Annotated in this window: 24 protein-coding genes and 5 tRNA genes; 21 read left to right on the top strand and 8 right to left on the bottom strand. The window is 64.1% G+C overall.

All coding sequences use genetic code 11. The features are described from left to right. The first annotated feature begins 12 nt into the window (after positions 1–12). Positions 13–660 carry a bifunctional 4-hydroxy-2-oxoglutarate aldolase/2-dehydro-3-deoxy-phosphogluconate aldolase gene (locus L6D89_RS01505; RefSeq protein WP_236198531.1) on the top strand — a complete coding sequence of 216 codons (648 nt, stop codon included), beginning with the start codon at positions 13–15 and terminating at the stop codon, positions 658–660. A gap of 212 nt (positions 661–872) precedes the next feature. On the opposite strand, the gene L6D89_RS01510 is transcribed toward L6D89_RS01505, so the two are convergent. From L6D89_RS01510 to L6D89_RS01525, 4 genes are all read right to left on the bottom strand, one after another. Next, positions 873–2,705: an ABC transporter ATP-binding protein gene (locus L6D89_RS01510; RefSeq protein WP_236198532.1), complete on the bottom strand. Its 1,833-nt coding sequence runs from the start codon at positions 2,703–2,705 to the stop codon at positions 873–875. 75 nt (positions 2,706–2,780) lie between these two features. Beyond that, entirely contained in the window at positions 2,781–3,341 is a 561-nt protein-coding gene (locus tag L6D89_RS01515) for a peptidylprolyl isomerase (RefSeq protein ID WP_236171067.1), read from the bottom strand. A 29-nt stretch (positions 3,342–3,370) separates the two neighbouring features. Then, a complete protein-coding gene (locus L6D89_RS01520; protein WP_236171010.1) occupies positions 3,371–4,162 on the bottom strand; it encodes an alpha/beta fold hydrolase in 792 nt (263 codons plus the stop codon). A gap of 29 nt (positions 4,163–4,191) precedes the next feature. Continuing rightward, positions 4,192–5,118, bottom strand: a complete 927-nt coding sequence (locus tag L6D89_RS01525; protein ID WP_236198533.1) for a PA3225 family LysR-type transcriptional regulator — start codon at positions 5,116–5,118, stop codon at positions 4,192–4,194. 55 nt (positions 5,119–5,173) lie between these two features. Between L6D89_RS01525 and L6D89_RS01530 the strand changes: the two genes are divergently transcribed. The 9 genes from L6D89_RS01530 (at position 5,174) to L6D89_RS01570 (ending at position 12,840) form a co-directional block, all read left to right on the top strand. Further along, the gene (locus tag L6D89_RS01530; protein ID WP_236171008.1) at positions 5,174–5,488 is read left to right on the top strand and encodes a 3-phosphoglycerate kinase; all 315 of its coding nucleotides are present in this window, start codon (positions 5,174–5,176) and stop codon (positions 5,486–5,488) included. A gap of 142 nt (positions 5,489–5,630) precedes the next feature. Beyond that, entirely contained in the window at positions 5,631–6,230 is a 600-nt protein-coding gene (locus L6D89_RS01535; RefSeq protein ID WP_236198534.1) for an FMN-dependent NADH-azoreductase, read from the top strand. A 199-nt stretch (positions 6,231–6,429) separates the two neighbouring features. After that, positions 6,430–6,714 carry an integration host factor subunit beta gene (gene ihfB / locus L6D89_RS01540; protein WP_003091441.1) on the top strand — a complete coding sequence of 95 codons (285 nt, stop codon included), beginning with the start codon at positions 6,430–6,432 and terminating at the stop codon, positions 6,712–6,714. A gap of 33 nt (positions 6,715–6,747) precedes the next feature. Beyond that, entirely contained in the window at positions 6,748–7,053 is a 306-nt protein-coding gene (locus L6D89_RS01545) for a lipopolysaccharide assembly protein LapA domain-containing protein (RefSeq protein ID WP_236198535.1), read from the top strand. Beyond that, on the top strand, positions 7,046–8,197 hold the full coding sequence (locus L6D89_RS01550) for a tetratricopeptide repeat protein (RefSeq protein ID WP_236198536.1): 1,152 nt from the start codon (positions 7,046–7,048) through the stop codon (positions 8,195–8,197). Before L6D89_RS01545 ends, L6D89_RS01550 begins: the two co-directional genes overlap by 8 nt. A gap of 55 nt (positions 8,198–8,252) precedes the next feature. Beyond that, positions 8,253–9,215 carry a UDP-glucose 4-epimerase family protein gene (locus L6D89_RS01555; protein WP_236198537.1) on the top strand — a complete coding sequence of 321 codons (963 nt, stop codon included), beginning with the start codon at positions 8,253–8,255 and terminating at the stop codon, positions 9,213–9,215. Then, on the top strand, positions 9,212–10,237 hold the full coding sequence (locus tag L6D89_RS01560) for an MraY family glycosyltransferase (RefSeq protein ID WP_236171003.1): 1,026 nt from the start codon (positions 9,212–9,214) through the stop codon (positions 10,235–10,237). Before L6D89_RS01555 ends, L6D89_RS01560 begins: the two co-directional genes overlap by 4 nt. 73 nt (positions 10,238–10,310) lie before the next feature. Next, positions 10,311–12,299 carry a polysaccharide biosynthesis protein gene (locus L6D89_RS01565; protein ID WP_236171002.1) on the top strand — a complete coding sequence of 663 codons (1,989 nt, stop codon included), beginning with the start codon at positions 10,311–10,313 and terminating at the stop codon, positions 12,297–12,299. A 193-nt stretch (positions 12,300–12,492) separates the two neighbouring features. Further along, positions 12,493–12,840: a ComEA family DNA-binding protein gene (locus tag L6D89_RS01570; protein ID WP_236198538.1), complete on the top strand. Its 348-nt coding sequence runs from the start codon at positions 12,493–12,495 to the stop codon at positions 12,838–12,840. 391 nt (positions 12,841–13,231) lie between these two features. Here the strand turns inward: L6D89_RS01570 and L6D89_RS01575 are convergent. Beyond that, positions 13,232–13,307: transfer RNA gene (locus tag L6D89_RS01575), tRNA-Asn, on the bottom strand. Positions 13,308–13,376: 69 nt separating this feature from the next. Next, complete coding sequence (locus L6D89_RS01580) at positions 13,377–14,573, bottom strand: amino acid aminotransferase (RefSeq protein WP_236171000.1); 1,197 nt, start codon at positions 14,571–14,573, stop codon at positions 13,377–13,379. Between the two features lie 184 nt (positions 14,574–14,757). Between L6D89_RS01580 and uvrB the strand changes: the two genes are divergently transcribed. After that, positions 14,758–16,773, top strand: coding sequence for an excinuclease ABC subunit UvrB (gene uvrB, locus L6D89_RS01585; protein WP_236170999.1), 2,016 nt, complete (start codon positions 14,758–14,760; stop codon positions 16,771–16,773). A 109-nt stretch (positions 16,774–16,882) separates the two neighbouring features. Here uvrB and L6D89_RS01590 read toward each other — a convergent pair whose 3' ends face one another. Beyond that, positions 16,883–18,442: an MDR family MFS transporter gene (locus tag L6D89_RS01590; RefSeq protein ID WP_476748343.1), complete on the bottom strand. Its 1,560-nt coding sequence runs from the start codon at positions 18,440–18,442 to the stop codon at positions 16,883–16,885. Beyond that, positions 18,432–19,466, bottom strand: coding sequence for an HlyD family secretion protein (locus L6D89_RS01595; RefSeq protein ID WP_236170998.1), 1,035 nt, complete (start codon positions 19,464–19,466; stop codon positions 18,432–18,434). The genes L6D89_RS01590 and L6D89_RS01595 overlap by 11 nt, the downstream gene beginning before the upstream one ends. Before the next feature lie 109 nt (positions 19,467–19,575). On the opposite strand from L6D89_RS01595, the gene L6D89_RS01600 reads away from it, so the two are divergent. From L6D89_RS01600 to L6D89_RS01645, 10 genes are all read left to right on the top strand, one after another. Further along, complete coding sequence (locus L6D89_RS01600) at positions 19,576–20,496, top strand: LysR family transcriptional regulator (protein ID WP_236198539.1); 921 nt, start codon at positions 19,576–19,578, stop codon at positions 20,494–20,496. Between the two features lie 61 nt (positions 20,497–20,557). Next, positions 20,558–22,042, top strand: a complete 1,485-nt coding sequence (gltX, locus tag L6D89_RS01605; RefSeq protein WP_236198540.1) for a glutamate--tRNA ligase — start codon at positions 20,558–20,560, stop codon at positions 22,040–22,042. Between the two features lie 280 nt (positions 22,043–22,322). Beyond that, positions 22,323–22,398, top strand: a tRNA-Ala gene (locus L6D89_RS01610). A 52-nt stretch (positions 22,399–22,450) separates the two neighbouring features. Next, a tRNA-Glu gene (locus L6D89_RS01615) sits at positions 22,451–22,526 on the top strand. A gap of 44 nt (positions 22,527–22,570) precedes the next feature. Then, a tRNA-Ala gene (locus tag L6D89_RS01620) sits at positions 22,571–22,646 on the top strand. A 58-nt stretch (positions 22,647–22,704) separates the two neighbouring features. Next, a tRNA-Glu gene (locus L6D89_RS01625) sits at positions 22,705–22,780 on the top strand. A gap of 169 nt (positions 22,781–22,949) precedes the next feature. After that, a complete protein-coding gene (locus L6D89_RS01630; RefSeq protein ID WP_236170995.1) occupies positions 22,950–23,489 on the top strand; it encodes a TetR/AcrR family transcriptional regulator in 540 nt (179 codons plus the stop codon). A gap of 12 nt (positions 23,490–23,501) precedes the next feature. Further along, the gene (locus L6D89_RS01635; protein ID WP_236198541.1) at positions 23,502–24,341 is read left to right on the top strand and encodes an alpha/beta fold hydrolase; all 840 of its coding nucleotides are present in this window, start codon (positions 23,502–23,504) and stop codon (positions 24,339–24,341) included. A gap of 167 nt (positions 24,342–24,508) precedes the next feature. Further along, complete coding sequence (locus tag L6D89_RS01640) at positions 24,509–25,159, top strand: bifunctional 4-hydroxy-2-oxoglutarate aldolase/2-dehydro-3-deoxy-phosphogluconate aldolase (protein ID WP_236170993.1); 651 nt, start codon at positions 24,509–24,511, stop codon at positions 25,157–25,159. Continuing rightward, positions 25,156–25,611 (top strand): acyl-CoA thioesterase, encoded by a 456-nt coding sequence (locus L6D89_RS01645; RefSeq protein ID WP_236198542.1) that lies wholly within the window; start codon positions 25,156–25,158, stop codon positions 25,609–25,611. The genes L6D89_RS01640 and L6D89_RS01645 overlap by 4 nt, the downstream gene beginning before the upstream one ends. Positions 25,612–25,652: the final 41 nt, after the last annotated feature.

The raw sequence follows: 25,652 nt of genomic DNA on the forward strand, positions 1-25,652 counted from the left end.
GGAGTTACCGCAATGTCTGAACAACACATCCAGCAGATCGATGCCCTGGCGCAGCGCGCGCGCATCCTGCCGGTGATCACCATCGACCGCGAGGCGGACATCCTGCCCATGGCGGATGCCCTGGCGGCGGGTGGTATCACCGTTCTGGAAGTGACCTTGCGGACGTCGCTGGGCCTGACCGCGATTCGCCAGTTGTGCGAGCAGCGCCCGGAACTGATCGTCGGCGCCGGCACCGTCCTCGACCCGGAAACCTTTGCCCAGGCAGAAGAGGCGGGGGCGAAGTTCATCGTCACCCCCGGTTGCACCGATGAGTTGCTGCAGTACGCGGCGACTCGACCGGTACCGCTGCTGCCGGGCGTGGCCACTGCTTCGGAAATCATGGCGGCGTACCGTCATGGCCTGCGTCGTTTCAAGCTGTTCCCGGCGAAAGTCGCCGGCGGCGTGGAGGCGCTCAAGGCTTTCGGCGGGCCGTTCCCGGACATCCGTTTCTGCCCCACCGGCGGCGTCGGCCCGGACAACCTGAATGACTATTACCGCCTGGCCAACGTGATGTGCGTGGGCGGCAGCTGGATGCTGCCCAAGGCGGCCATCGACAGTGGCGACTGGGCCACGGTCGAGCGCCTGAGCCGCGAGGCGCTGGCACTACTGGATACACACTGAGCTGTCCTGGATTTGGACATGCCCGGCCTTGTGCCGGGCTTTTTTATGGGGGCTTCTGTGGTTGAGCAGGTTTGCCGTGCGGGTTCGCGAGCAAGCTCGCTCCTACAAAAAGGCGAACCCGGCGCAGGATTGCTTCCTGTAGGAGCGAGCTTGCTCGCGAACAAACCCCGACGCGGGCTGTTTGCGAAAGGACCGGGCGTGACTCCCGGGCTTCAATCCACCCCGACAAACCCGCCCGTCTGGTGCCGCCAAAGTCGCGCATAGAGCCCGCCATGGGCCAGCAACTCGGCATGGCTGCCGCTCTCGACCACGCGGCCGTGCTCCAGCACCACCAGGCGGTCCATGCGCGCGATGGTGGAAAGGCGGTGGGCGATGGCGATCACTGTCTTGCCCTGCATCAGCGTCTCCAGGCTTTCCTGGATCGCCGCCTCCACTTCCGAGTCCAGCGCTGAAGTGGCTTCGTCGAGAATCAGGATCGGCGCGTCCTTGAGCAGTACGCGGGTGATCGCGATGCGCTGGCGCTGGCCGCCGGAGAGCTTCACCCCGCGTTCGCCGACATGGGCGTCGAGGCCGGAGCGGCCCTCGGCGTCGCTCAGCTGCGGGATGAACTCCGAGGCGCGTGCCTTCTGGATGGCGTCCTGCAATTCCGCCTCGCTGGCGTCCGGGCGACCATAGAGCAGATTGTCGCGGATCGAACGGTGCAGCAGCGAAGTGTCCTGGGTGACCATGCCAATCTGCGCGCGCAGGCTTTCCTGCGTTACCTGGGCGATGTCCTGGCCGTCGATCAGGATGCGTCCGCCTTCCAGGTCGTAGAGTCGCAGCAGCAGGTTGACCAGGGTCGACTTGCCAGCGCCGGACGGCCCGACCAGGCCGATCTTCTCGCCGGGGCGCACGGTCAGGTCCAGGCCGCTGATCAGGCCGCCGCCCTTGCCGTAGCTGAAGTCCACCTGGTCGAAGCGCACTTCGCCATGCTTCACCAGCAGCGGCCTGGCGCCAGGGGCGTCGACCACTTGGCGGGGCAGGGCGATGGTCTGCATGCCGTCCTGCACCTGGCCGACGTTCTCGAAGATGCCGCCGACCACCCACATGATCCAGCCGGACATGTTGACGATGCGGATGACCAGGCCGGTGGCCAGGGCGATGGCACCCACCGAGATCAGCGACTGGGTCCACAGCCACAGGGCCAGGCCCGTGGTGCCGGCGATCAGCAGGCCGTTGAACACCGTGATGGTGACGTCCATGGAGGTCACCACGCGTCCGGCGCGCTGGGCCTTGCGGGTCTGGTCGTCGATGGCCTCGCGGGCGTAGTCCTCTTCCTGGCGCGTATGGGCGAACAGCTTGAGGGTGGTGATGTTGGTATAGCCGTCGACAATCCGGCCCATGAGTTTCGAGCGCGAGTCCGAGGCGACCACCGAGCGGTGCTTCACCTGTGGAATGAAGTAGCCCAGCGCGCCGATGTAACCGACCATCCAGAGCAACAGCGGGATCATCAGTCGCCAATCGGCCTCGGCGAACAGCACCAGGGAACTGATGATGTAGATGAGAACGTGCCAGATCGCGTCGACCGCCTGCACGGCGGAATCGCGCAGCGAGTTGCCGGTCTGCATGATGCGCTGGGCGATGCGCCCGGCGAAGTCGTTCTGGAAGAAGCCCAGGCTCTGCTTGAGCACGTAGCGGTGGTTCTGCCAGCGGATCAGGTTGGTCATGCTGGGGTTGATGCTCTGATGCACCAGCATGTCGTGCAGGCCGAAGAATACCGGGCGCAGAATCAGCGCCACCACGGCCATCCAGATCAGTTCGCGGCCGTGCCGGGTGAAGAAGTCGGCAGGGGCGGTGCCTTGCGCGAGGTCGACGATGCGCCCCAGGTAGCTGAACAGCGCAACTTCGATCAGTGCGGCGATCAGGCCGACGACGAGCAGGGCGAGGAAGACCGGCCAGACCTGGCGCAGGTAATAGACGTAGAAGCGGATGACGTCGGACGGCGGCATGCGCTCGGGTACGTCGCGGAAGGGATCGATCAGACGCTCGAAACGACGGTAAAGCATGATAGCTCTCGGGTTGTCGGCGGGGCCGTCCTGGCCCCGCCTTGAATGGCCTCCGTCAGCCGTGATTGCGCAGAATCACAGACGCTTGGCGGAGAGGATGACCACCGGGGTGGTCGGTACGTCCTGGAACATGCCGCGGTTGCCGGTCTTCACCCCGGCGATCTGGTCGACCACGCCCATGCCGCGTACGACCTTGCCGAACACGGCGTAGCCGAAGTCGCGGGCGCCATGGTTGAGGAAGTCGTTGCCGGTCAGGTTGATGAAGAACTGGCTGGTGGCGGAGTTGACGTCGCTGGTGCGCGCCATGGCCAGGGTGCCGCGCTCGTTGAGCAGGCCATTGTCGGCCTCGTTCTTGATCGGTGCCTGGGTGTCCTTCTCCTTCATGGCTTCGGTGAAACCGCCGCCCTGGATCATGAAGTTGGGGATCACGCGATGGAAGATGGTTCCGTTGTAGAAGCCACTGTCGACGTAGGACAGGTAGTTCTTCACGGAAATCGGCGCCTTGTCGGCGTACAGCTCGATTTCGATTTCACCGGACGTGGTCGACAGCAGCACGTGCGGGTTGTTGCTGTCGGCGGCGAATACCGAACCGGCCAGGACCAGGGAGCAGGCGGCGAGCAGGAAGCGTTTGAACAGGGTCATTTGGCGGATGTTTCCTGAAGGTTCTAGGGATGGTCGACCTGCTCGAGAAAGTCGAGCAGGGTGGTGTTGAATCGTTCCGGCTGGTCCAGCGGCGTCGCGTGGCGCGAGTCCTCGATCACCACCAGGCGCGCGTTGGGCATGCGCCCGACATAGGCCTGCTTGAGCGATACCGGGGTGTAGTCGCGGTCGGCGCTGATCACCAGGGTTGGACAGGTTATGCGCGCCAGGCGTTCCTGCACACCCCAGCCGATGATGGCGTGCAGGCTGGAGAGGTAGGCGCGCTTGTCGTTCTGCGGCCAGCGCTGCTGGATCTTGTGGCGCAGCGCGCTCTGCTCGGGCTTGGGAAAGAGCATCCTGCCCAGCGCCTTGCCCACGGTGTCCAGGCCCAGTACGTGGGCGAGGAACAGTCGACGCGCCACTTCCAGGTATTCACGCAGGCTGCGTGGCTTCACTTCCGGGGCGCTGTTGACGATGGTCAGGCTGTCCAGCCGCTCCGGCCAGCGGGTGGCCAGCTCGAAGCCGATCATGCCGCCCATGCTGATCCCTACCAGATGCACGCGGCCGAGACTCAGGTGGTCGAGCAGGGCGATCACGTCCTCGGCGAAGGCGCCAATGCTGTAGCGCTGGCGTGGTTTGTCCGACTGGCCGTGGCCGCGCACGTCGAGGGCGATCACCCGATGGCGCTTCTCCAGTTCCGGCACCTGGTATTCCCAGTCGCGGGTGCTGGAGCCAAGCCCATGCACCAGCAGTACCGGTGTGCCGAATCCGCTTTCCTCGTAGTGCAGGCGGTGACCGGCGTGATCGAAGAACGGCATGACGGGCTCCTTTTTCGGGCGGCCTGTAATCAGGCCGGGCTTTCCGGGGCGGCGAAATGGGCGTCGAGTGGCACGTTGGCGAAGGTGGTCAGCAGCTCCACGAGGATCTGCGTGGCCGGGCCCAGGGGCTTTTCCTTGTTCGGGTAAAGATAGAAGCGGCTCTCGCGCACGCCGCCCTGTTTCATCGGCAGTGGCTTGAGCTGGCCATCGCGTAGCTCGCGTTCGATCATGTGCCGCGGCAGCCAGGCAAAGCCCAGGCCATTGCTGACGAAGGTGGCGGCGGTAGCCAGGCTGCCCACGGTCCAGCGCTGCTCGGCGCCGAGCCAGCCGACGTCGCGCGGTTGCAGGCGACCGGAGTCGCGGATCACCACCTGCATCTGGGTTTCCAGGTCCTGGTGGGTGACCTCGCGTTGCAGGCGGTGCAGCGGATGATCGGGATGGGCGACGGCGACGAAATCGACGATGGAGAGATCCGCTCCCAGATGGCCGGGAATGTTCAGGCCGCTGATGGCGAGATCGGCATGACCCTGCACCAGGGCTTCCTCCACGCCGGAGAGCACTTCCTCGCGCAGCAGTACGCGGCAGCCGCGGCTCTGCGGCATGAAGGCGGAAAGCGCACGCACCAGGCGCACGGTGGGGTAGGCGGCGTCGACGACCAGGCGCACCTCAGGCTCCCAGCCCTGTTCCATGTGGTGGGCCAGCTCCTCCAGCTGGCCGGCGGATTTGACCAGTTGCCGCGAGCGGCGCAGCAGTACTTCGCCGGCCTCGGTGAGTACGGCCTTGCGCCCGTCGATACGCAGCAGCGGCACGCCGAGCTGCTCCTGCATGCGCGCCACGGTGTAGCTGATCGACGACTGCGAACGGTGCAGGGCTTCCGCCGCCTGGGCGAAGCCGCCGTGATCGACCACGGCCTGCAGGGTTCTCCACTGATCCAGGGTAACGCGGGGCGCTTTCATCCTCGCTTCCTCTTGTCTACTCTGGCGGTCCGCAGAAGACCAACAAGAGACCGCCATGAAAAAATTCTGTTGTGCCGTTCTGGCCATGTTGCCGCTGACCGCCCTGGCTTATCCCATCGAAGTGCAGAAGAGCCTCAATGGTACCGAGGTGGATGTCGAAACCCAGGATATCGGTGACCAGATGGGGGCGATCATCCTGCGCAACGGCGGCCAGCAGCCGGTGACTTGCACGGCAGTGTTCGTCAACGGGCCCGAGACGCCCCATGTGCGCAAGGCCACCATGGCGCCGGGCAAGGAGGCGAACCTCACTTCCAGCTTCAGCCGCGCAGTGATCAAGCTGCGTATCAAGCTGACCTGCAATCCGTCCTGACTCCGGGACAAGACTAGAACCAACTCGGCGAGAAATCAATTTATTCGATAATTAGAAGCGAATATTTGCGCTTTTTTATCGATTTGTTCATCTTTAGGATGGCCTCCATCGACACATTCAACGACCGATGGAGGTCCAGTCCATGTCCCGCGTTCTGGTAATCGAAAGCAGTGCTCGTCAGGAAGGTTCCGTTTCCCGCCAACTGACCCGCGACTTCATCGCTCAGTGGCAACTCGCCCACCCGGCCGACGACATTCAGATCCGCGACCTGGCCGTCGACCAGGTGCCGCATCTGGACGCCAACCTGCTGGGCGGCTGGATGAAGCCGGCGCAGGAGCACAGCGCGATCGAGCGTGCCGCACTGGAACGCTCCAATCTGCTGACCGCCGAACTGCAGGCCGCCGACGTACTGGTGCTGGCCGCGCCGATGTACAACTTCGCCATCCCCAGCACCCTGAAGTCCTGGCTGGACCACGTGCTGCGCGCCGGCGTCACCTTCAAGTACACCGAGACCGGCCCGCAGGGTCTGCTCAGCGGAAAACGTGCCTTCGTGCTCACTAGCCGCGGCGGTGTCTACGCCGGTGGTGCGCTGGATCACCAGGAGCCGTACCTGCGCCAGGCGCTGGGCTTCGTCGGCATCCACGACGTGACCTTCATTCACGCCGAAGGCCTGAACATGGGCGGCGAATTCGCCGAGAAGGGCCTGGCCAAGGCCAAGGCGCAACTCGCCAGCGTCGCCTGACTTTCGTTTCTCCCTTGCGCGTCCTTCCGCTCCTGGGCGCGACCGTGGCCGATCTCCTCCCCGGGGCTCGGCCATTTTTTATTTGCCAACCACTTGACCGGGTGAAAACACATCCTTTCCGTTCGGGCTGTTCAAAGCATGATCAGCATGCTAAAAGAACCTAGAGCTGATCTAGCCGCTTGAAAAAGAAGGGAAAACCATGACCAAGTCGGAGTTGATCGAGAGAATCGTCACCCATCAGGGGCAGCTTTCCGCAAAGGATGTGGAGCTGGCGATCAAGACCATGCTTGAGCAAATGTCCCAGGCTCTGGCGACGGGGGATCGCATCGAAATCCGGGGGTTCGGCAGCTTCTCTCTGCACTACCGCGCACCGCGCGTGGGGCGTAATCCGAAAACCGGTGAGTCGGTGCGCCTGGACGGCAAGTTCGTCCCGCACTTCAAGCCCGGCAAGGAGCTGCGCGACCGCGTCAACGAACCCGAGTGACCCCGGGGTATCCGTCTTCAAGAAGGAGTGTCCATGCTTCGGGCAAAACGTTTCCTGCTGATTCTGGCGTTGGTCATCCTGGCCGCCGTCGTCGTGGTTTTCGTCCTGGAAAACCTGCAGCCTGCACAACTGACCTTCCTAGGCTGGCAATCGCCGCAGTGGCCGCTGGTGGTCTTCATCACCCTTGCCTTCATCGTCGGCGGCGCGATCGGCCTGCTGCTGAGCATTCCCTTCCGCGCGAAGGCGCACGTCCGCATGACCGGCCTGCGCTCCGAAGTCACCCGTTTCCGCAAGGAGAATGACGCGCTGCGTGAAAAGTCGCTGACGGACCATGCCTAGCGTCATCGCCACGCTGTTCTTCTTCTGCGCCCTGGCCATCGGCTGGTGGATGGGGCGTCGCTCTCTTTCCCGGGCCGGGACTGCCCCGCCAGAGAACCTCCGGGCTCGTGTGCACAGCATGCACAACCTGCTGGAGCGGCACTCCGACGACGCGTTGGAGAGCCTGTCGCAGGGGCTCGTGGTCAGCCCCGAGACGCTGGAAAGCCACCTGCACGTCGGCAACCTGTTCCGCCGCCGCGGCGATATCGAAAAAGCCATCCACATCCACCAGGACCTGCTGGGTCGTGCCGGTGAGGACGGCGCGCTGGTCGCCCAGGTGCGTCTGGAGTTGGCGCGAGACTACATCGCCGGCGGCTTGCTGGGCAGCGCTGAGGAATTGCTCGACGAGCTGACGCAGCAGCGTGACGAGCCCATTTCCCTTGAAGCGCTGGATGAGCAGCGCTTGATCTGCGAGCGCGAGAAGAACTGGTCCCGCGCCATCGAGTTGGCCGCCCGGCTGGTGCCGAGCAGGCCCGAATTGAGCGCTGCACTGGCCAATTACTACTGCGAGCTGGCCCAGGCAAAGGGCAAGGGCGGCGATCGCAGTGCCATGCAGGAGTTGCTGCGTGAAGCACGGCGCGTCGACAAACGCTGCGTGCGGGCGCTGCTGATGCGCCTGGACTGCGAGCTGTGGCGCAAGGATCAGCCGGCGGCCGTTGCCACCATCGGCGAATTGGCGCGTGACGCCAAGACCTTCCTGGGGGAGATCGTGCCGTTGCTGCGGCGCCATGACGGCCTTGCACGGCCCGAGCTGCTGGCCTGCCTGCGTGAGCTGGCGGTGGGCGAGGAAGTACCGCCGGCGATCCTTGCATTGCTGGCCGAAAGCGAGCAGTCAGCCAGTTCGCCAACCTGGCGCGAAAGCCTGCTGGAGCGGGTCGAGCGCCATCCCTCCTGGCAGGGAGTGGGCGAATACCTGGAAGTGGTTGGGAGCGAAACGGAAAAACACTCGGCGACGGGAAAAATCGCTCCAATAATCATTGGGTTGTATAAGACAATGCCGCGCTATCGATGCGGCAAGTGTGGCTTTGCCGGTCGCGAACTGCACTGGCAATGCCCCAGCTGCCACGCTTGGAATGCGCTGCGGCCGGTCATTTCGCCGCTCTGACGCGTTCGCTCAAACATGGAAGACGCCATCGGCGTCAGGTTCTGCAGGTGCTGGATTGAAGTTTCTACTCACGGGCGCGAGCGGATTTGTCGGCCAAGGCGTGCTGGCGCGCTTGTGCCAGGAAGATAACGTACAGGTTCGCGTCGCCCAGCGTGGCCTGGCTGCGCAATTCCCCGAGGGCGTCGACGTGGCGCTCATCGACGGCTTGAGCGTGGCTCAGTCGTGGCAGCAGGCGCTGCACGGGATCGACGCAGTGATTCATTGCGCTGCCCGGGTTCACGTCATGGACGAGCAGGCCGCCGATCCTCTCGCCGAGTTTCGCGCGGTAAACGTCGAGGCGACCCGGCATCTGGCAGAGCAGGCAGTGGCGGCAGGTGTCAGGCGTTTCGTGTTCGTCAGTTCGATCAAGGTCAATGGCGAGCAGACCGCGCCCGGTCGCCCCTTTACCGCCGATGCAGAGCCGCAACCGCAGGGCCCATACGCTCAATCCAAGCTCGAGGCCGAGCAGGCCTTGTTCGCCATCGCCCGGCAGAGCGGCCTGGAAGTGGTCGTGGTGCGCCCGCCGCTGATCTATGGCCCAGGCGTGAAAGCCAATTTCGCCAGTCTGATGCGCGCCCTACAGCGGCGCCTGCCATTGCCCTTTGGCGCCATCGACAATCGCCGCAGCCTTGTAGCGCGGGACAATCTGGTCGATCTGCTGCTGCTGTGCTGCCGCCACCCCGCAGCCGCGGGGCAGGTGTTCCTGGTGAGCGATGGCGAGGACCTGTCTACAGCGCAACTGTGTCGTGGTTTGAGCAAGGCCCTGGGGGTGCGTCCGCGGCTGCTTCCGGTTCCCGCTGCGCTGCTGCGCCTGGTGGGGGCACTGACAGGGCGTAGCCAGCAGGTCCAGCGCTTGTTGGGGTCGCTGCAGGTGGATATTGCCGCGACGCGCAATCGTCTGGACTGGACTCCGCCGGTCAGTGTCGAGCAGGCGCTGCGGGAAACGGCGCGGGCATGCGCTCAGGAGCAGAAGCGATGAGCATGGGAGTTCTGCTGGCAGCGGTATTTATCGCGTCCTGGGCGATGACCGCCGGCGTGCGTCGTTATGCGCTGGCGCGCAGCATCATGGATATTCCCAATGCCCGCAGCTCGCACCGGATCCCCACGCCGCGCGGCGGCGGGGTGGCCATCGTGCTGGGGTTCCTCGGTTGCCTGCCGTTGGCCGGCGTTCTGGGGGCCGTGGATGGCCGTAGCCTGTTGGCCCTGCTGCCGGCCGGCGCTTTGGTTGCGGCCATTGGCTTCCTCGATGATCACCGCCATATTCCGGCGCGCTGGCGATTGCTCGGGCATTTTGTCGCCGCGCTCTGGCTGCTTGGCTGGCTGGGGGGAGTGCCCGCGCTGGCAACGCCCTGGGGAATGCTGGATCTGGGGTTGCTGGGCGACTTCCTGGGGCTGGTGTTCCTGGTCTGGCTGCTCAACCTGTACAACTTCATGGACGGCATCGACGGCATCGCGGGCCTGGAGGCCATCAGCGTCTGCCTGGGCGGAGCGCTTTGTGGATGGGTCGTCGGAGCGTCGCAATTGCTGTGGTTGCCGTTGATCCTGGGCATGGCGGCGGCTGGCTTTCTGGTCTGGAATTTCCCCCCCGCGCGAATCTTCATGGGGGACGCGGGTAGCGGGTTCCTCGGCCTGGTCCTGGGTGGGCTGGCGCTGCAGGCGGCGGCGGTGGCACCGCCGCTGGTCTGGAGCTGGTTGATCCTGCTTGGCGTTTTCGTCGTGGACGCGACCTTCACCCTGTGCCATCGCCTGATGCGCGGTGAGCGCGTCTACGAAGCGCATCGCAGCCACGCGTACCAGCGCGCATCGCGGCGTTTTGGCAGCCACCTGAAGGTGTCGCTGTGGGTAACCTTGATCAACCTGCTGTGGCTTCTGCCACTGGCATTGCTGGTCGCGCTGGGGCATGTTCCGGGTTTGCTGGCGCTGATTGTGGCCTATGCTCCATTGGTGCTTGTCGTAGCTCATCTGGGGGCTGGGCGCCCGGATGAACAGGATGTGAGCTGAACTCCGCCGGATTTGGTGGTCAATGTAGCGGGTGGGGGCGATTTCCTCCGCTCGGGATTAAGGACAAGCGCTGATGCTCCGAGAACGCCTGCTGAGGCTTCCGAGACGACATAAACGGTTATTGCAGGTCGCCACCGACATCTGTCTGGTGTGGTTCGCGCTGTGGCTGGCTTTCATCGTGCGGCTGGGTACTGACGATCTGGAGTACCCGTTCCGCGTGCATGGCTGGCTGTTCCTGGCGGCGCCGGCCGTGGCGATTCCGCTGTTCATTCGTTTTGGCATGTACCGGGCCGTCATGCGCTATCTGGGCAATGACGCGCTGATTGCGATCTGGAAGGCGGTGACCATCTCGGCGTTGCTGCTGTCGCTGGTGGTCTATTGGAATCGCTCGGTGATCGAAGCGGTACCGCGTTCCCTGGTACTCAACTACTGGTGGCTGAGCCTGCTGATGATCGGCGGGCTGCGTCTGGCCATGCGCCAGTACTTCATGGGCGACTGGTACAGCACGGTTCAGGCCGTTCCTTTCCTCAAGCAACAGGATGGCCTGCCCAAGGTCGCCGTCTACGGTGCGGGGTCTGCGGGCAATCAACTGGTGGCCGCGTTGCGCCTCGGCCGTGCGATGCGTCCGGTGGCTTTCATCGATGACGATGACGAGATCGCCAATCGCGTCATCGCCGGCCTGCGCGTCTACAAGCCCAAGCACATTCAGCAGATGATCGACGAGACCGGCGTGCAGGAAGTGCTGCTGGCGGTTCCTTCCGCGACGCGCGCGCGCCGCCGCGAAATCCTCGGCTTGCTCGAGCCCTATCCGGTTCACGTGCGAAGCGTTCCCGGATTCATCGACCTGGCCAACGGCCGCGTGCGGGTGGACGACATCCAGGAAGTGGATATCGCCGACCTGCTCGGACGCGACCCGGTCGAGCCGCGAAAAGAGCTGTTCGAGCACTGTATCCGTGGCGAAGTGGTGATGGTGACCGGTGCAGGCGGTTCCATCGGTTCCGAGCTGTGCCGGCAGATCCTCGGTTCATCGCCAACCGTGCTGGTGCTGTTCGAGCACAGTGAATACAACCTCTACCGGGTGCACCAGGAGCTGGAGAACCGCATCAAGCGCGAGTCCCTCGCGGTGCAACTGGTGCCGATCCTGGGTTCGGTGCGCAGCGCCGAGCGCCTGCTGGATGTCATGCGCACCTGGAAGGTCGCCACTGTTTATCACGCTGCGGCCTACAAGCACGTGCCCATCGTCGAGCACAACATTTCCGAGGGCGTGCTGAACAATGTGATGGGCACCCTGCATACCGCCCAGGTGGCTGTGCAGGCCGGTGTCGAGCACTTTGTGCTGATCTCCACCGACAAGGCGGTGCGTCCGACCAATGTCATGGGCAGCACCAAGCGACTGGCGGAGATGATCCTGCAGGCCCTCAGCCAGGAGTCTGCGCCAGTGCTGTTCGGCGACAGGCCCGGGGTGCATCAGGTCAACAAGACCCGTTTCACCATGGTGCGTTTCGGCAATGTGCTGGGATCGTCCGGCTCGGTCATTCCGCTGTTCCGCGAGCAGATCAAGCGCGGCGGCCCGGTCACCGTGACCCATCCGGGGATCACGCGCTATTTCATGACCATTCCCGAGGCGGCCCAGCTGGTGATCCAGGCCGGTTCCATGGGGCGCGGTGGCGACGTCTTCGTGCTCGACATGGGGCAGCCGGTGAAGATTCTCGAACTGGCCGAGCGGATGATCCACCTGTCCGGGCTGAGTGTTCGCTCGGAGCGGGTACCGCACGGCGACATCTCCATCGAGTTCAGCGGTCTTCGGCCTGGCGAGAAGCTCTATGAGGAGCTGCTGATTGGTGACAACGTCAGCGCCACCGAACACCCGATGATCATGAAGGCCAACGAGGAGCTGATGCCCTGGGAGGGCTTCAAGCTGGTCCTGGCCGATCTGCTCAGGGCGGTAGACCAGGGCAATTACGCACGGGTGCGGCAACTGTTGCGGGAAACCGTCAGCGGCTATTGCCCCGAGGGCGAGATCGTCGACCTGATCCATCAGCAGCGGCGGATGGAGCCCTGAGCCCGGGCCCCTAGCAGAAGTTTCAATTACTGCATCTGCTAGCGTTGTCAGTCCTTTCTTGCTGATCTGTCGGCGGCGCCGGAAATTGCCGCCGACTCTCTAAACCGGCGGTTTCGTGGATATTCCTGACGCTATGTTTTCCGGGCAGCGCAATCGTGCCTGCCCAGAAGGCTTTCATGTTAAGGAGCAATCCATGAAGAAGAATCTGCTTACCATCGCAGGCATGATCCTGTCCGCCAGTCTCGCTTTCGGCGGCAGCGTCCAGGCCGCCACGAAGACCGAGCCCGCGACCAAGCCTGTAGCCGAGGCCCCGGCTCCGGCGGCCAAGGCGCCTGCCGCCCAGGCTGGAGCTGTGAACATCAATACGGCGTCCGCCGAGGAACTGCAGCTATCCCTCAAGGGTATCGGCAAGGTCAAGGCGCAGGCCATCGTCGACTATCGCGCCAGCAACGGTCCGTTCACCACGGTCGATCAGCTGCTGGAAGTGAAAGGCATCGGCAAGAATACGCTGGACAAGAACCGCGACAGGATTTCGCTCTGAGCCTTGCCTGATGGGATAAAAAGCCGGTCGATGACCGGCTTTTTATTGGGTGGCATTCCTTGGCCCAATAAAAAGCCCCCGGCATGTGCCGAGGGCTTTGAATTTTGGCTCCGCGACCTGGACTCGACGGCGCCAGCCGAACGCGCTTCAGCGCGGCCCTGAAGGGGGGAATCACCTGGGACGCAGTCCCTGGAGAGAGTCCAGCGCCCAATAAAAAAGCCCCCGGCGTGTGCCGAGGGCTTTGAATTTGGCTCCGCGACCTGGACTCGACGGCGCTAGCCGAACGCGCTTCAGCGCGGCCCCGAAGGGGGAATCACCTGGGACGCAGTCCCTGGAGAGAGTCCAGCGCCCAATAAAAAAGCCCCCGGCGTGTGCCGAGGGCTTTGAATTTTGGCTCCGCGACCTGGACTCGAACCAGGGACCCAATGATTAACAGTCATTTGCTCTACCGACTGAGCTATCGCGGAACAACGGTGCGTATCTTACTGATTAAAAAGGGGAAGTCAACAATGTGCCGATGACTTCCCCTGATTTTTTTACAGCACCTGGACGATGGCGCGGGTGACGGTGTCCAGGTTGCCGTTGTTCAGCGCGGCGACGCAGATGCGGCCGGTGCCGACGGCGTAGATGCCGAACTCGTTCTTCAGGCGTTCAACCTGCTCGGCGGTCAGGCCGGAGTAGGAGAACATGCCGCGCTGCTGGGCAACGAAGCTGAAGTCGCGCTTGGCGCCCAGGGCAGCCAGTTGCTCGACCATGGCTACGCGCATGGCGCGGATGCGGGTGCGCATTTCGCCCAGCTCTTCTTCCCAGACTGCACGCAGTTCCGGGCTGTTCAGCACGGCGGCGACGACGCTGGCGCCATGGGTCGGCGGGTTGGAGTAGTTGGTGCGGATCACGCGCTTGACCTGGGACAGGACGCGGGTGGACTCCTCGCGGCTGTCGGTCACTACCGACAGGGCGCCAACGCGCTCGCCGTACAGCGAGAACGACTTGGAGAACGAGCTGGAGACGAAGAAGTTCAGGCCCGACTTGGCGAACAGGCGCACGGCGGAGGCGTCTTCGTCGATGCCGTCACCGAAGCCCTGGTAGGCGATGTCGAGGAACGGTACGTGGCCCTTGGCCTTGAGCACGTCCAGGACCTGCTTCCAGTCGTCCATGGTCAGGTCGACGCCGGTCGGGTTGTGGCAGCAGGCGTGCAGCACGACGATCGACTGCGAGGGCAGGGCGTTGAGGTCTTCCAGCAGGCCGGCACGGTTCACGCCGTTGGTGGCGGCGTCATAGTAGCGGTAGTTCTGCACCGGGAAGCCGGCCGCTTCGAACAGAGCGCGGTGGTTTTCCCAGCTCGGGTCGCTGATGGCGACGGTGGCGTTGGGCAGCAGGCGCTTGAGGAAGTCGGCACCGGTCTTCAGCGCGCCGGTACCGCCAACGGCCTGGGTGGTGACCACACGGCCTTCGGCCAGCAGCTCGGAGTCAGCGCCGAACAGCAGCTTCTGCACGCCCGAATCGTAGGCGGCAATGCCTTCGATCGGCAGGTAGCCGCGCGGGGCGTGAGCCTCGATGCGGGCCTTCTCCGCGGCCTGTACGGCGCGCAGCAACGGGAGGCGACCTTCCTCGTTGTAATACACGCCCACGCCCAGGTTGATCTTGCCCGGGCGGGTATCGGCGTTGAAAGCTTCGTTCAGGCCCAGGATCGGGTCGCGGGGGGCCATTTCGACAGCGGAGAACAGACTCATTTTGGCAGCAGCTCTAAGGCGGGAGTGAAGTGCAATTACAACCCACCCGCTCACGGCGCTGGGGGTTGCGTCGACGGGCCGGTATTATATAGGCCTCTATGGCAGGCGGCGAGTTGTCGCGCATGCTTTTCGACTGGTATGACGCTTTGGCGACCGAAGCGTCACACGCCAATGCGAGGTTCCCATGTCGATTTTTCAGCTGGATTCGCGATTCGAGCCCGCCGGCGATCAGCCCGAAGCCATCCGACAGATGGTGGAAGGACTGGAAGCAGGGCTGTCGCACCAGACGCTGTTGGGGGTGACCGGCTCCGGCAAGACCTTCAGCATCGCCAACGTCATTGCCCAGGTGCAGCGTCCGACCATGGTGCTGGCGCCGAACAAGACCCTGGCAGCCCAGCTTTACGGCGAGTTCAAGACCTTCTTCCCGAACAATGCCGTCGAGTACTTCGTTTCCTACTACGACTACTACCAGCCCGAGGCCTATGTGCCGTCCTCGGACACCTATATCGAGAAGGACTCCTCGATCAACGACCACATCGAGCAGATGCGGCTGTCGGCGACCAAGGCGCTGCTGGAGCGCAAGGACGCCATCATCGTCTGCACCGTGTCGTCGATCTACGGCCTGGGTGACCCGGCGTCCTACCTGAAGATGGTCCTGCACCTGGATCGTGGCGACAAGATGGACCAGCGTGAGCTGCTGCGCCGCCTGACCAGTCTTCAGTACACCCGCAACGACATGGATTTCGCCCGCGCTACCTTCCGCGTGCGCGGTGACGTGATCGATATCTTCCCGGCGGAATCGGACCTGGAGGCCATTCGCGTCGAGTTGTTCGACGACGAAGTGGAGAACATCGCCGCCTTCGATCCGCTGACCGGCGAGGTGCTGACCAAGCTGCCGCGCTTCACCTTCTACCCCAAGAGCCACTACGTCACCCCGCGGGAGACGTTGCTGGAGGCGGTGGAGCACATCAAGGCCGAACTCAAGCAGCGCCTGGATTACCTGCGCAGCAACAACAAGCTGGTGGAGGCGCAGCGCCTGGAGCAGCGTACCCGCTTCGATCTCGAGATGATCCTCGAGCTGGGCTACTGCAATGGCATCGAGAACTACTCGCGCTACCTATCCGGGCGTGGCCCCGGCGAGCCGCCGCCGACACTCTATGACTACCTGCCGGACAACGCCCTGCTGGTGATCGACGAATCCCACGTCAGCGTTCCCCAGGTCGGCGCCATGTACAAGGGCGACCGTTCACGCAAGGAAACCCTGGTGGAATATGGTTTCCGCCTGCCCTCGGCGCTGGATAACCGGCCGCTGCGCTTCGAGGAGTGGGAGGCGATCAGCCCGCAGACCATCTTTGTCTCGGCGACTCCCGGCCCCTATGAGGACCAGCATGCTGGTCGCGTGATCGAGCAGGTAGTGCGCCCCACCGGCCTGGTCGACCCGGAAGTGGAAATCCGCCCGGCGACCACCCAGGTGGATGACCTGCTCTCCGAGATCGGCAAGCGCGTGGCAGTCGATCAGCGCGTGCTGGTTACCACCCTGACCAAGCGCATGGCCGAAGACCTCACCGATTACCTGGGCGACCACGACGTGCGCGTGCGTTACCTGCACTCGGATATCGATACCGTGGAGCGGGTGGAAATCATCCGCGACCTGCGCCTGGGCAAGTTCGATGTGCTGGTGGGTATCAACCTGCTGCGCGAAGGCCTGGACATGCCCGAAGTGGCGCTGGTGGCGATCCTCGATGCGGACAAGGAAGGTTTCCTGCGTTCCGAGCGTTCGCTGATCCAGACCATCGGCCGTGCCGCGCGGAACCTGCACGGCAAGGCGATTCTCTACGCCGACAACATGACCGGCTCGATGCAGCGGGCAATCAACGAGACCGAGCGTCGCCGTGCCAAGCAGCTGGAGTTCAACGCCAAGCACGGCATCGTGCCCAAGGGCGTGAAGAAGGACATCAAGGACATTCTCGAAGGTGCCGTGGTGCCGGGCGCCAAGGGTAAGCGCCGCAGCCTGGCGAAAGTGGCGGAGGAGAGCGGCCGCTACGAGAACGAACTGCGCACGCCGGACGAGATCGGCAAGCGCATCAAGCAGCTGGAAGAGCGCATGTACCAGTTGGCCCGCGACCTGGAGTTCGAGGCCGCGGCCGGTGTGCGCGACGAGATCGGCAAGTTGCGCGACCGCATGGTGTCGATGGGCTAGGGGCGGCGGCAGGCCTCAGGCTACAAGCGACAGGCAAAAGCGTAGGTGAGCTCATGCCTGAAGCCTGAAGCCTGAAGCCTGAAGCCTGAAGCCTGAAGCCTGAAGCCTCTCAGTGCGCCCCGGCCCCCGCGCCTGCGCCCATCCCGGCGGGCAGCGGGCGCGTCAGCAGCACCGCCACCATGCTGATTGCCAGCACGATACCGATGGCATGGAAGGCGTCGTTGTAGGCCATGATCGCTGCCTGCTGGTGGACGATCTCGCTGATCTTGCCCAGCGCCGCCTGCTGCGTTCCCAGCTGCGAGGTCAGCTGCGCCAGGCGCTCGTCCACTGCACCGTTCACCGGCACCACTGCTTCACGCAGGTAGTCGTAATAGACCTTGGCGCGGCTATCCAGCAGGGTTGCCAGCAGCGCGATGCCGATGGCGCCGCCGAGGTTGCGCAGGATGTTGAACAGGCTGGAGGCCGAACCGGCGTCCTGCGGTTGCAGGTAGACGGTGGCGATCAGCGAGATGGTGACCATCACCATCGGCTGGCCGAGAGCGCGCAGCAGCTGGATCTGATTGAACTGCGGGCCGGCGAAGTCCGGGTTGAGCACGCCGGAGAAGAAGCTCGCCATGCCGAACAGGCCGAAGCCGACGGCGCACAGCAGGCGCGGCTCGATGATCTTCATCAACTTGGGAATCAGCGGGATGAGGAACAGCTGCGGCACGCCCATCCACATGATCACCTCGCCGATCTGCATGGCGTTGTAGCCCTGGATCTGCGCGAGATACAGCGGCAGCACGTAGATCGAGCCGTACAGCCCCATGCCCAGGCCGATGCTGGAGATGCTCGACAGGCCGAAGTTGCGGTTGCGCAGGATGCCCAGGTTGATCAGCGGGTTGGGCCGTGAGGTCTGCAGGATCACGAAGAGGATCAGGCTGACCAGGGCAATGCTGCCCAGGCTGACGATCAGGTTCGATTCCAGCCAGTCCTTGCGGTGGCCTTCTTCCAGGAACACCTGCAGGCAGCCCAGGCCGATGGCCATGGTGACGATGCCGGCGTAGTCGGTGCTCTTCAGCAGTTCCCAGTGTGGCGGCTTTTTCTCCAGGCCGTAGAGCAGCCCGGCGATCATCAGCAGGCCCGGCGGGATGTTGATGTAGAAGATGTATTCCCAGCCGAAGTTCTCGGTCAGCCAGCCGCCCAGGGTCGGGCCGATGGAGGGCGCGAAAGTGGCGGTGATGGCGAACAGCGCCATGCCCTTGGGGCGGTGGTGCTCCGGCAGCTTGATCAGCGCCAGGGTGAAGGCCAGGGGAATCAGCGCGCCGCCGGTGAAGCCCTGCATGGCGCGGAACACGATCATGCTCTCCAGGTTCCAGGCGAACGAGCAGAGCAGCGAGGAAAACAGAAAACCGACCGAGATCATCCACGCCAGCCGGCGCGCCGAGAGCAACTGCACCAGCCAGGCGGTGAGCGGGATCATGATGATTTCCGCCACCAGGTAGGAGGTGGAGATCCACGAACCTTCCTCCAGGGTGGCGGCCAGCGCGCCCTGGATGTCCTTCAGCGAGGAGTTGGTGATCTGGATGTCGAGGACCGCCATGAACGCGCCGAGCATGGCGCTGAACACGGCGATCCAGTCGCGGCGGGTCGGTTCCCCGACCGGCCGCACCAGGGCATCAGCGGACACGCAGCTCGACCTCGGCCTCGACGGACATGCCCGGGCGGATCAGGCCCTTGAGCGGGTTGTCGTCGGCGAAGGTGATCTTGACCGGAATGCGCTGCACCACTTTGGTGAAGTTGCCGGTGGCGTTGTCCGGCGGCAGCAGGCTGAACTGCGCACCGGACGCGGCGAACAGGCTCTGCACCTGGCCGTCGATGGGCTGGTCGGGGAAGGAGTCGAACACCAGCTTGGCGGTCTGGCCGGGGCGCATCTTGCCGATCTGGGTTTCCTTGAAGTTGGCCTGGACCCAGATGCCGTCGTCCGGCACCAGCGACAGCAACTGGCTGCCAACCTGCACGTATTGGCCGACGCGGGCGCCACGCTGACCGACCAGGCCGCTGACCGGCGCGTGAATCTCGGTGCGGGCGAGGTTGATCTCGGCCTGGGTGATGTCGGCGCGGGCGCTCTCGATCTGCGCCTGCAGGCGCTGGATGTCGGTACCCAGGGTTTCGCGCTGTACGCGCTGGGCTTGCAGATCAGCCTGGGCCTTGGCCACCTGGGAGCGGGCCACATTGGAATCGGCAGCCAGGGTGGTGACGCGCTCTTCCGAGACATAGCCGGGCTTGCGCAGTGCCTGGGCGCGGCCGAGGTCGACTTCGGTGCGGCCGAGGGTGGCCTGGCTGGCGTTCACATCGGCGGCGCTGGCAGCGATCATGCTGGTCTGGCCCTTGAGCTTGCTGCGCGCCTGTTCCAGCTCCGCCTCGCGGGTCGCCAGGGTGGCCTTGGCGCGGTCCAGCGCGAGCTGGAAGTCAGCGGCTTCCAGCTTCACCAGCAACTGGCCCTTCTCGACGTGCTGGTTGTCCTGCACCAGCACCTCATCGACGCGCGCGCCGAGCTGGCTGGCAATGCGGGTGATTTCGCCCTGCACGTAAGCGTTGTCGGTGGTCTCGACGAAGCGGCCGATGAAGTACCAGCGGGCCAGGAAGGCGAGGGCGACCACGGCGAGGATGACGAAGAACACGGTCAGGCGGCGTTGTAATTGTGCGGGCATAGGTAAACGAGCGTTTGGTTGGCCAAAAAATGTTTGCCAATGTAACAGTGTTCCGTGGCGGCACGTAGCCGCTACACTTCGGAAACTTTGTTGCTTATAGGGAACAATCATGGGGCTGGATGATGCGCTGATCTTCACTCGCGTCGTGGAACTGCACAGCTTTACCCAGGCGGCGCAGAGCCTGGGCATGCAGAAGTCGACGGTGAGCCGGCGTATCGCGCTGCTGGAAGAGCGCCTGGGTGTGCGCCTGATCAACCGCACCACGCGCAAGCTGCGCCTGACCGAAGTGGGCCAGGCCTACTACGACCGCTGCCGGCAGATCATGCATGACTTCGCCGAGGCCGAGCAGGCGGTGATGCAGTTGCAGCAGGCGCCTTCGGGATTGTTGCGGATCAGCGCGCCCATCGAATTCGGCCAGATGTACCTGGCCAAGGTGCTGGGCGACTTCATGAACCTTTATCCACAGATCACCGCCGAGGTCGAGCTGACCTCGCGCAATGTCGATCCGCTGGAGGAGGGCGTGGACATTGTCATCATGGTTGGCCAGCCGGAAGACTCGACCCTGATTGCCCGACGCATGCTCACCACCAACCGCTGCCTGTGCGCCAGCCCCGAGTACCTGAAGTTGCATGGCTGGCCGGAAACCGTCGAGGAACTGGCTGGCCATCGCGCGGTACTGCTGCAGGCCGATTCGCAACGCTACTGGCCGTTGCGCGGGGAAACGGTACCGTGCCACCGGGTGCTGTCGTGCAACAACATCACCTTCGCCCGCGAAGCGGTGCTGGCGGGTGCAGGAATCGCCTCGCTGCCCGAACTGATCGTTGACGAGCAGTTGGCCAGTGGCCGTCTGGTGCGCGTGTTGCCGCAGGTCCAGCTACCGGTGGGCGAACTGTACGCGGTGTACCCGTCGCGGCGTTTCCAGGCGATGAAGGTGAAGGCTTTCCTCGACTTCCTGATCAATAACCTGCCCATTGATCCCGGCCGCTGGCTGGAGCCGAAGGCGGCCCGCCTGATACCATCGCACCCATGAGCGCGCGCGCCGTCGCGCGCTGTCCGCTTCACACGAAGAATTGCTGCACACGAGAGCCTTCATGACCACAGTCCGCACCCGTATCGCGCCGTCTCCCACCGGCGACCCGCACGTCGGCACCGCGTATATCGCGCTGTTCAACCTCTGCTTCGCCCGCCAGCACGGCGGTCAGTTCATTCTGCGCATCGAGGACACCGACCAGGTGCGCTCGACCCGCGAATCGGAACAGCAGATCTTCGACGCGCTGCGCTGGCTGGGGATCGAGTGGGATGAGGGCCCGGACGTCGGTGGCCCGCACGGCCCGTATCGGCAGAGCGAGCGCGGCGCCATCTATAAGCAGTACAGCGACGAACTGGTCGAGAAGGGCCACGCCTTCCCCTGCTTCTGCTCCTCCGAGCGTCTCGACGCCCTGCGCGCCGAGCAGCAGGCGCGCAAGGAAACCCCGCGCTACGACGGCCACTGCATGCACATCCCGAAGGAGGAGTCGGCCCGGTGCATCGCCGCCGGCGAGTCCCACGTGGTGCGCATGAAGGTGCCGACCGAGGGCGTCTGTGTGGTGCCGGACATGCTCCGTGGCGACGTGGAAATCCCGTGGGACCGCATGGACATGCAGGTGCTGATGAAGGCCGACGGCCTGCCCACCTATTTCCTCGCCAACGTGGTCGACGACCACCTGATGGGGATCACCCACGTCCTCCGCGGCGAAGAGTGGCTGCCGTCGGCGCCCAAGCTGATCAAGCTGTACGAGTACTTCGGCTGGGAACAGCCGGTGCTCTGCTACATGCCGCTGCTGCGCAACCCGGACAAGAGCAAGCTGTCCAAGCGCAAGAATCCCACGTCGATCACCTTCTACGAGCGCATGGGCCTGTTGCCCCAGGCGCTGCTGAACTACCTCGGCCGCATGGGCTGGTCCATGCCCGACGAGCGCGAGAAGTTCAGCCTGGCGGAGATGATCGAGCACTTCGACCTGTCCCGCGTGTCGCTGGGCGGGCCGATCTTCGACATCGAGAAGCTCTCCTGGCTGAACGGCCAGTGGATCCGTGAGCTGACCGTGGAGGACTTCGCCAAGGAAGTGCAGAAGTGGGCGCTCAATCCCGAGTACCTGATGAAGATCGCCCCGCACGTGCAAGGCCGCGTGGAGAACTTCAGCCAGATCGCTCCATTGGCCGGTTTCTTCTTCAGCGGCGGCGTGCAGCTGGACGCCAAGCTGTTCGAGCACAAGAAACTCGATGCCACCCAGGTCCGCCAGGTGTTGCAGCTGGTGCTGTGGAAGCTCGAAGCGCTGCGCCAGTGGGAAAAGGACCGCATCACCGCGACCATCCAGGCCGTGGCCGAGCACCTGGGCCTCAAGCTGCGTGATGTGATGCCGCTGATGTTCCCGGCGATCACCGGCGCGGCCAGTTCGGTGTCGGTGCTCGACGCCATGGAAATCCTCGGCGCCGACCTGTCGCGCTATCGCTTGCGCCAGGCCCTGGAGCTGCTGGGCGGTGCGTCGAAGAAAGAAGCCAAGGAGTGGGAAAAGATTCGCGACGCCATCGGCTCCTGAGTTCTTTCCTACACTGAAAAAGGCCGGATGCTGCAAAGCTCCGGCCTTTTTCATACCGGCATCGTTGATTGTGGACGTACCGGAGGAGGGCAGGCGAGCCGCGGATTTCGCTGGCCGAAAACCGGGGTGGTCACTTAAGTGATTGTTCTGTGGGAGAAAAAAATAAGAAATCTGAAAAAATGTTGTTGACAGGGGTTCGCCTCGCCCCTAAGATGCGCCCCGTTCCAGCGACGAACTGAACTGACAGAGCGAAGCGGAACGGTAGATCCAGCGGTACTTTGGGGCTATAGCTCAGCTGGGAGAGCGCTTGCATGGCATGCAAGAGGTCGACGGTTCGATCCCGTCTAGCTCCACCAAATTACCAGTAGGCTTCGCTTGTCCGAGCGGAGCTGAAATCGAAGGTTTTGCGTCCCCTTCGTCTAGTGGCCTAGGACACCGCCCTTTCACGGCGGTAACAGGGGTTCGAGTCCCCTAGGGGACGCCACTATTCCAGCGACGATGCGTTCGCGTCGTCAGCCAGAGTCATCTGGGGCTATAGCTCAGCTGGGAGAGCGCTTGCATGGCATGCAAGAGGTCGACGGTTCGATCCCGTCTAGCTCCACCAATTTCCCAAACGGGATGAAGCCAGAATCCACCGCCTGGTGGGTTTCTTCGAAGGATATGTCCCCTTCGTCTAGTGGCCTAGGACACCGCCCTTTCACGGCGGTAACAGGGGTTCGAGTCCCCTAGGGGACGCCATTTTTATCGCTCTGCGATGCCTATAGGGCCACTGAGACTTTCAGTGGCCCTTTTGTTTTTTCCCTTCCGAAAAGTTTTCCTCCGACCAGTGGTCATGCGTTCTGCTTGCCGATTTTTATTATGAGAATAATATTCTATCCATAATATTTCCCCGAGCGAGAACCCAGCCATGAGCGACAAGAAAGCCCAGACCCGCGAACGCATTCTGTCCGCTGCCACCAGCGCGTTGCTGCAGCGCGGCCCAGTGGGCCCCAGCGTGGGCGAGGTGATGTCGGCGGCAGGGCTGACGGTGGGGGGCTTCTATTCGCACTTCGAGAGCAAGGACGCGCTGATGCTCGAGGCGTTCCGGCAACTGCTCGCCAAGCGCCGCGAAGGGCTCAAGCGCTTCGATCCGCAGTTGAGTTTCGCCGAGCGGCGGGCGCTGACGGCGCAGTTCTACCTGTCGCGCAAGCATCGTGATACCGAAGAGGAAGGCTGCCCGATCCCCAGTTCGCTGAACGAGGTGGCCAATCTGCCGGAAGAATTCCGCCAGACCCTGGAAGAACACGTGGAGCTGATGGTCGCGGCGCTGGCTGGCCGCCCCGAGGAAATCGACTCCGTGCTCAGCGACATGGCCCTGATGATTGGCGGATTGGCGCTGGCCCGAGCCCTGGGCAGCGGAGACCTGTCCGATCGTGTCCTGCGTGCCGCGAAGAAGGCGGTGATCTGAGGAGGTGCGGAAATGAATGGTCTCAACTGGGTTCGAGGCATCAATGCCACCCTGGGGCGCGTCGCGCCGGAATGGGCGGCGCAGCGCATGCGGCAGTTGTTCGTGACGCCCAACGGGTATTCGCCGCGCGACTGGGAGCTGCCGTTGCTGGCCAGCTCCGAGCGCGTCACCTTGCGCTTTGGCCTGTCCGCGTTGCGCTGGGGGGAGGGTCCGGCCGTGCTGCTGATGCACGGCTGGGAAGGACGGCCCACCCAGTTCGCCACGCTGATCGAGAAGCTGGTGGGCGCCGGTTACGGCGTGATTGCCCTCGATGGCCCAGGCCATGGTCGCTCGCCCGGACAGGAAGCGGATATCGTGCTGTTCGCCCGCGCCCTCCTGGAAGCGGCTGGCGAGCTGCCGCCGCTGCGTGCCGTGATCGGTCATTCCATGGGCGGTGCCAGTGCCCTGCTGGCGACGCAGATGGGCTTGCGCACCGAGACGCTGGTGACCATCGGCGCACCGAGCAATGTGCTTGGCGTCCTGCGCGGCTTCTCCAGAATGGTCGGGCTGCCGCCGCTCGCACGTTCGCGCTTCATCCGCATGATCGAGGGGCGCACGGGAATTGCCGCCAGGCAACTGGACGTCGCGCGCTACCAGCTGGATTTCCCCGGCCTGGTGGTGCACGCCGAGGATGACCAGTACGTGCGCGTGGGCGAGGCCGCCGCCATTCACCAGGCCTGGCCGCGTAGCCGACTGTTGCGCCTGCCCGCCGGCGGACACCACCGTGTGTTGGCGGATGCCGTAGTCACTGAGGCGATCCTCGAACTGTTGGAGGAAGCCGAGATGCCACTCCCCCTGGCGCTGGTTTCCTGAAACATTCAGCAGGCTGATAACGGCGGCTACCGACCGCCGTTTTCGTTGAATGATGGCCCGTTGCGGGTCGTCAGGTTTGCCGTGCTGGCGTAGACTTTCGGGCATTTCCGGCCGCCCCGGCCTGGGCGCGAGGTCTTGCGCATGCGGGCGGTCGATGGGGGGGAAGCATGAATCTGTCGCTGGATTGGGTGCTGCAGAAGGCGCGCCCGGTCATGCCGGTGCTGGTGATCGACGATGTGGCGCTCGCCGCTGACCTGGCGCACGCGCTGTATGACGGTGGCGTGCGCGTGCTGGAAGTGACCCTGCGGACGCCGCAGGCGCTGGATGCGGTCGCGGAGATCCGCCGCGAGCTACCGGAGATGATCGTCGGTGCCGGCACCCTGATCCACACCGAGCAGTTCCAGGAAGCCCGCGACGCCGGTGCCCAGTTCGCCGTCAGCCCCGGCTGCACGCCGCGGCTGGTGGCCGCCGCCGACGATGCCAAGCTGCCGTTCCTGCCGGGCGTGATGACGCCGTCGGAAGTGCTCGTTGCGCTCGAGTACGGCTACCGCTCGCTGAAGCTGTTCCCCGCCGATGGCAACGCCGCGATCAAGATGCTCAAGAGCCTGAAGGCGCCCTTCGCCGGCATCCGCTTCTGTCCGACTGGCGGCATCACCCAGGAGAACCTGCTCAACGTGCTGCGCCTGCCCAACGTCGCCTGCGTCGGCGGTACCTGGATCGCGCCGCCCAGCCTGGTCCGCGCCCGCGCCTGGGACCAGATCACCCAATTGGCCGCCGAGGCGATCGCGCTGGCCGCAAGCCTGGAGCATGCTTCATGAGTTGGCAGTTGCCCGACCCGTTCGTCATCGATATCGAGGTCAAGTCCGAGGACATCGACGGCCTCGGTCACGCCAACAACGCTGTCTACGTCAGTTGGCTGGAACGCTGCGCTTGGCGCCACTCCCAGAGCCTGGGGCTGGACCTGGCCGAGTACCGCCGGCTGGATCGTGCCATGGCCGTGGTGCGCCATGAGGTGGATTACCTGGCCGCCGCCTACGAAGGCGATCAGTTGCAGCTGGCGACCTGGATCGTCGAGTCCGACCAGCGCCTGAAGATGACCCGCCACTTCCAGCTGGTGCGCCCCGCCGATGCTGTGACGCTGCTGCGCGCACAGACCACCTTCGTCTGCATCGAGCTGTCCAGCGGCAAGCCCAAGCGCATGCCCGTCGAGTTCATCGAAGGCTACGGCCGCGCCTTGTTGCCAGCGGCAAGCGTCGCAGCGGGCGCGTGATCCGTCGCGCCGCGCTTTTCCCGGCGCGGCGCATTCCCTAC

Source organism: Pseudomonas pseudonitroreducens (assembly GCF_021603645.1).
GTDB lineage: Bacteria > Pseudomonadota > Gammaproteobacteria > Pseudomonadales > Pseudomonadaceae > Pseudomonas > Pseudomonas pseudonitroreducens.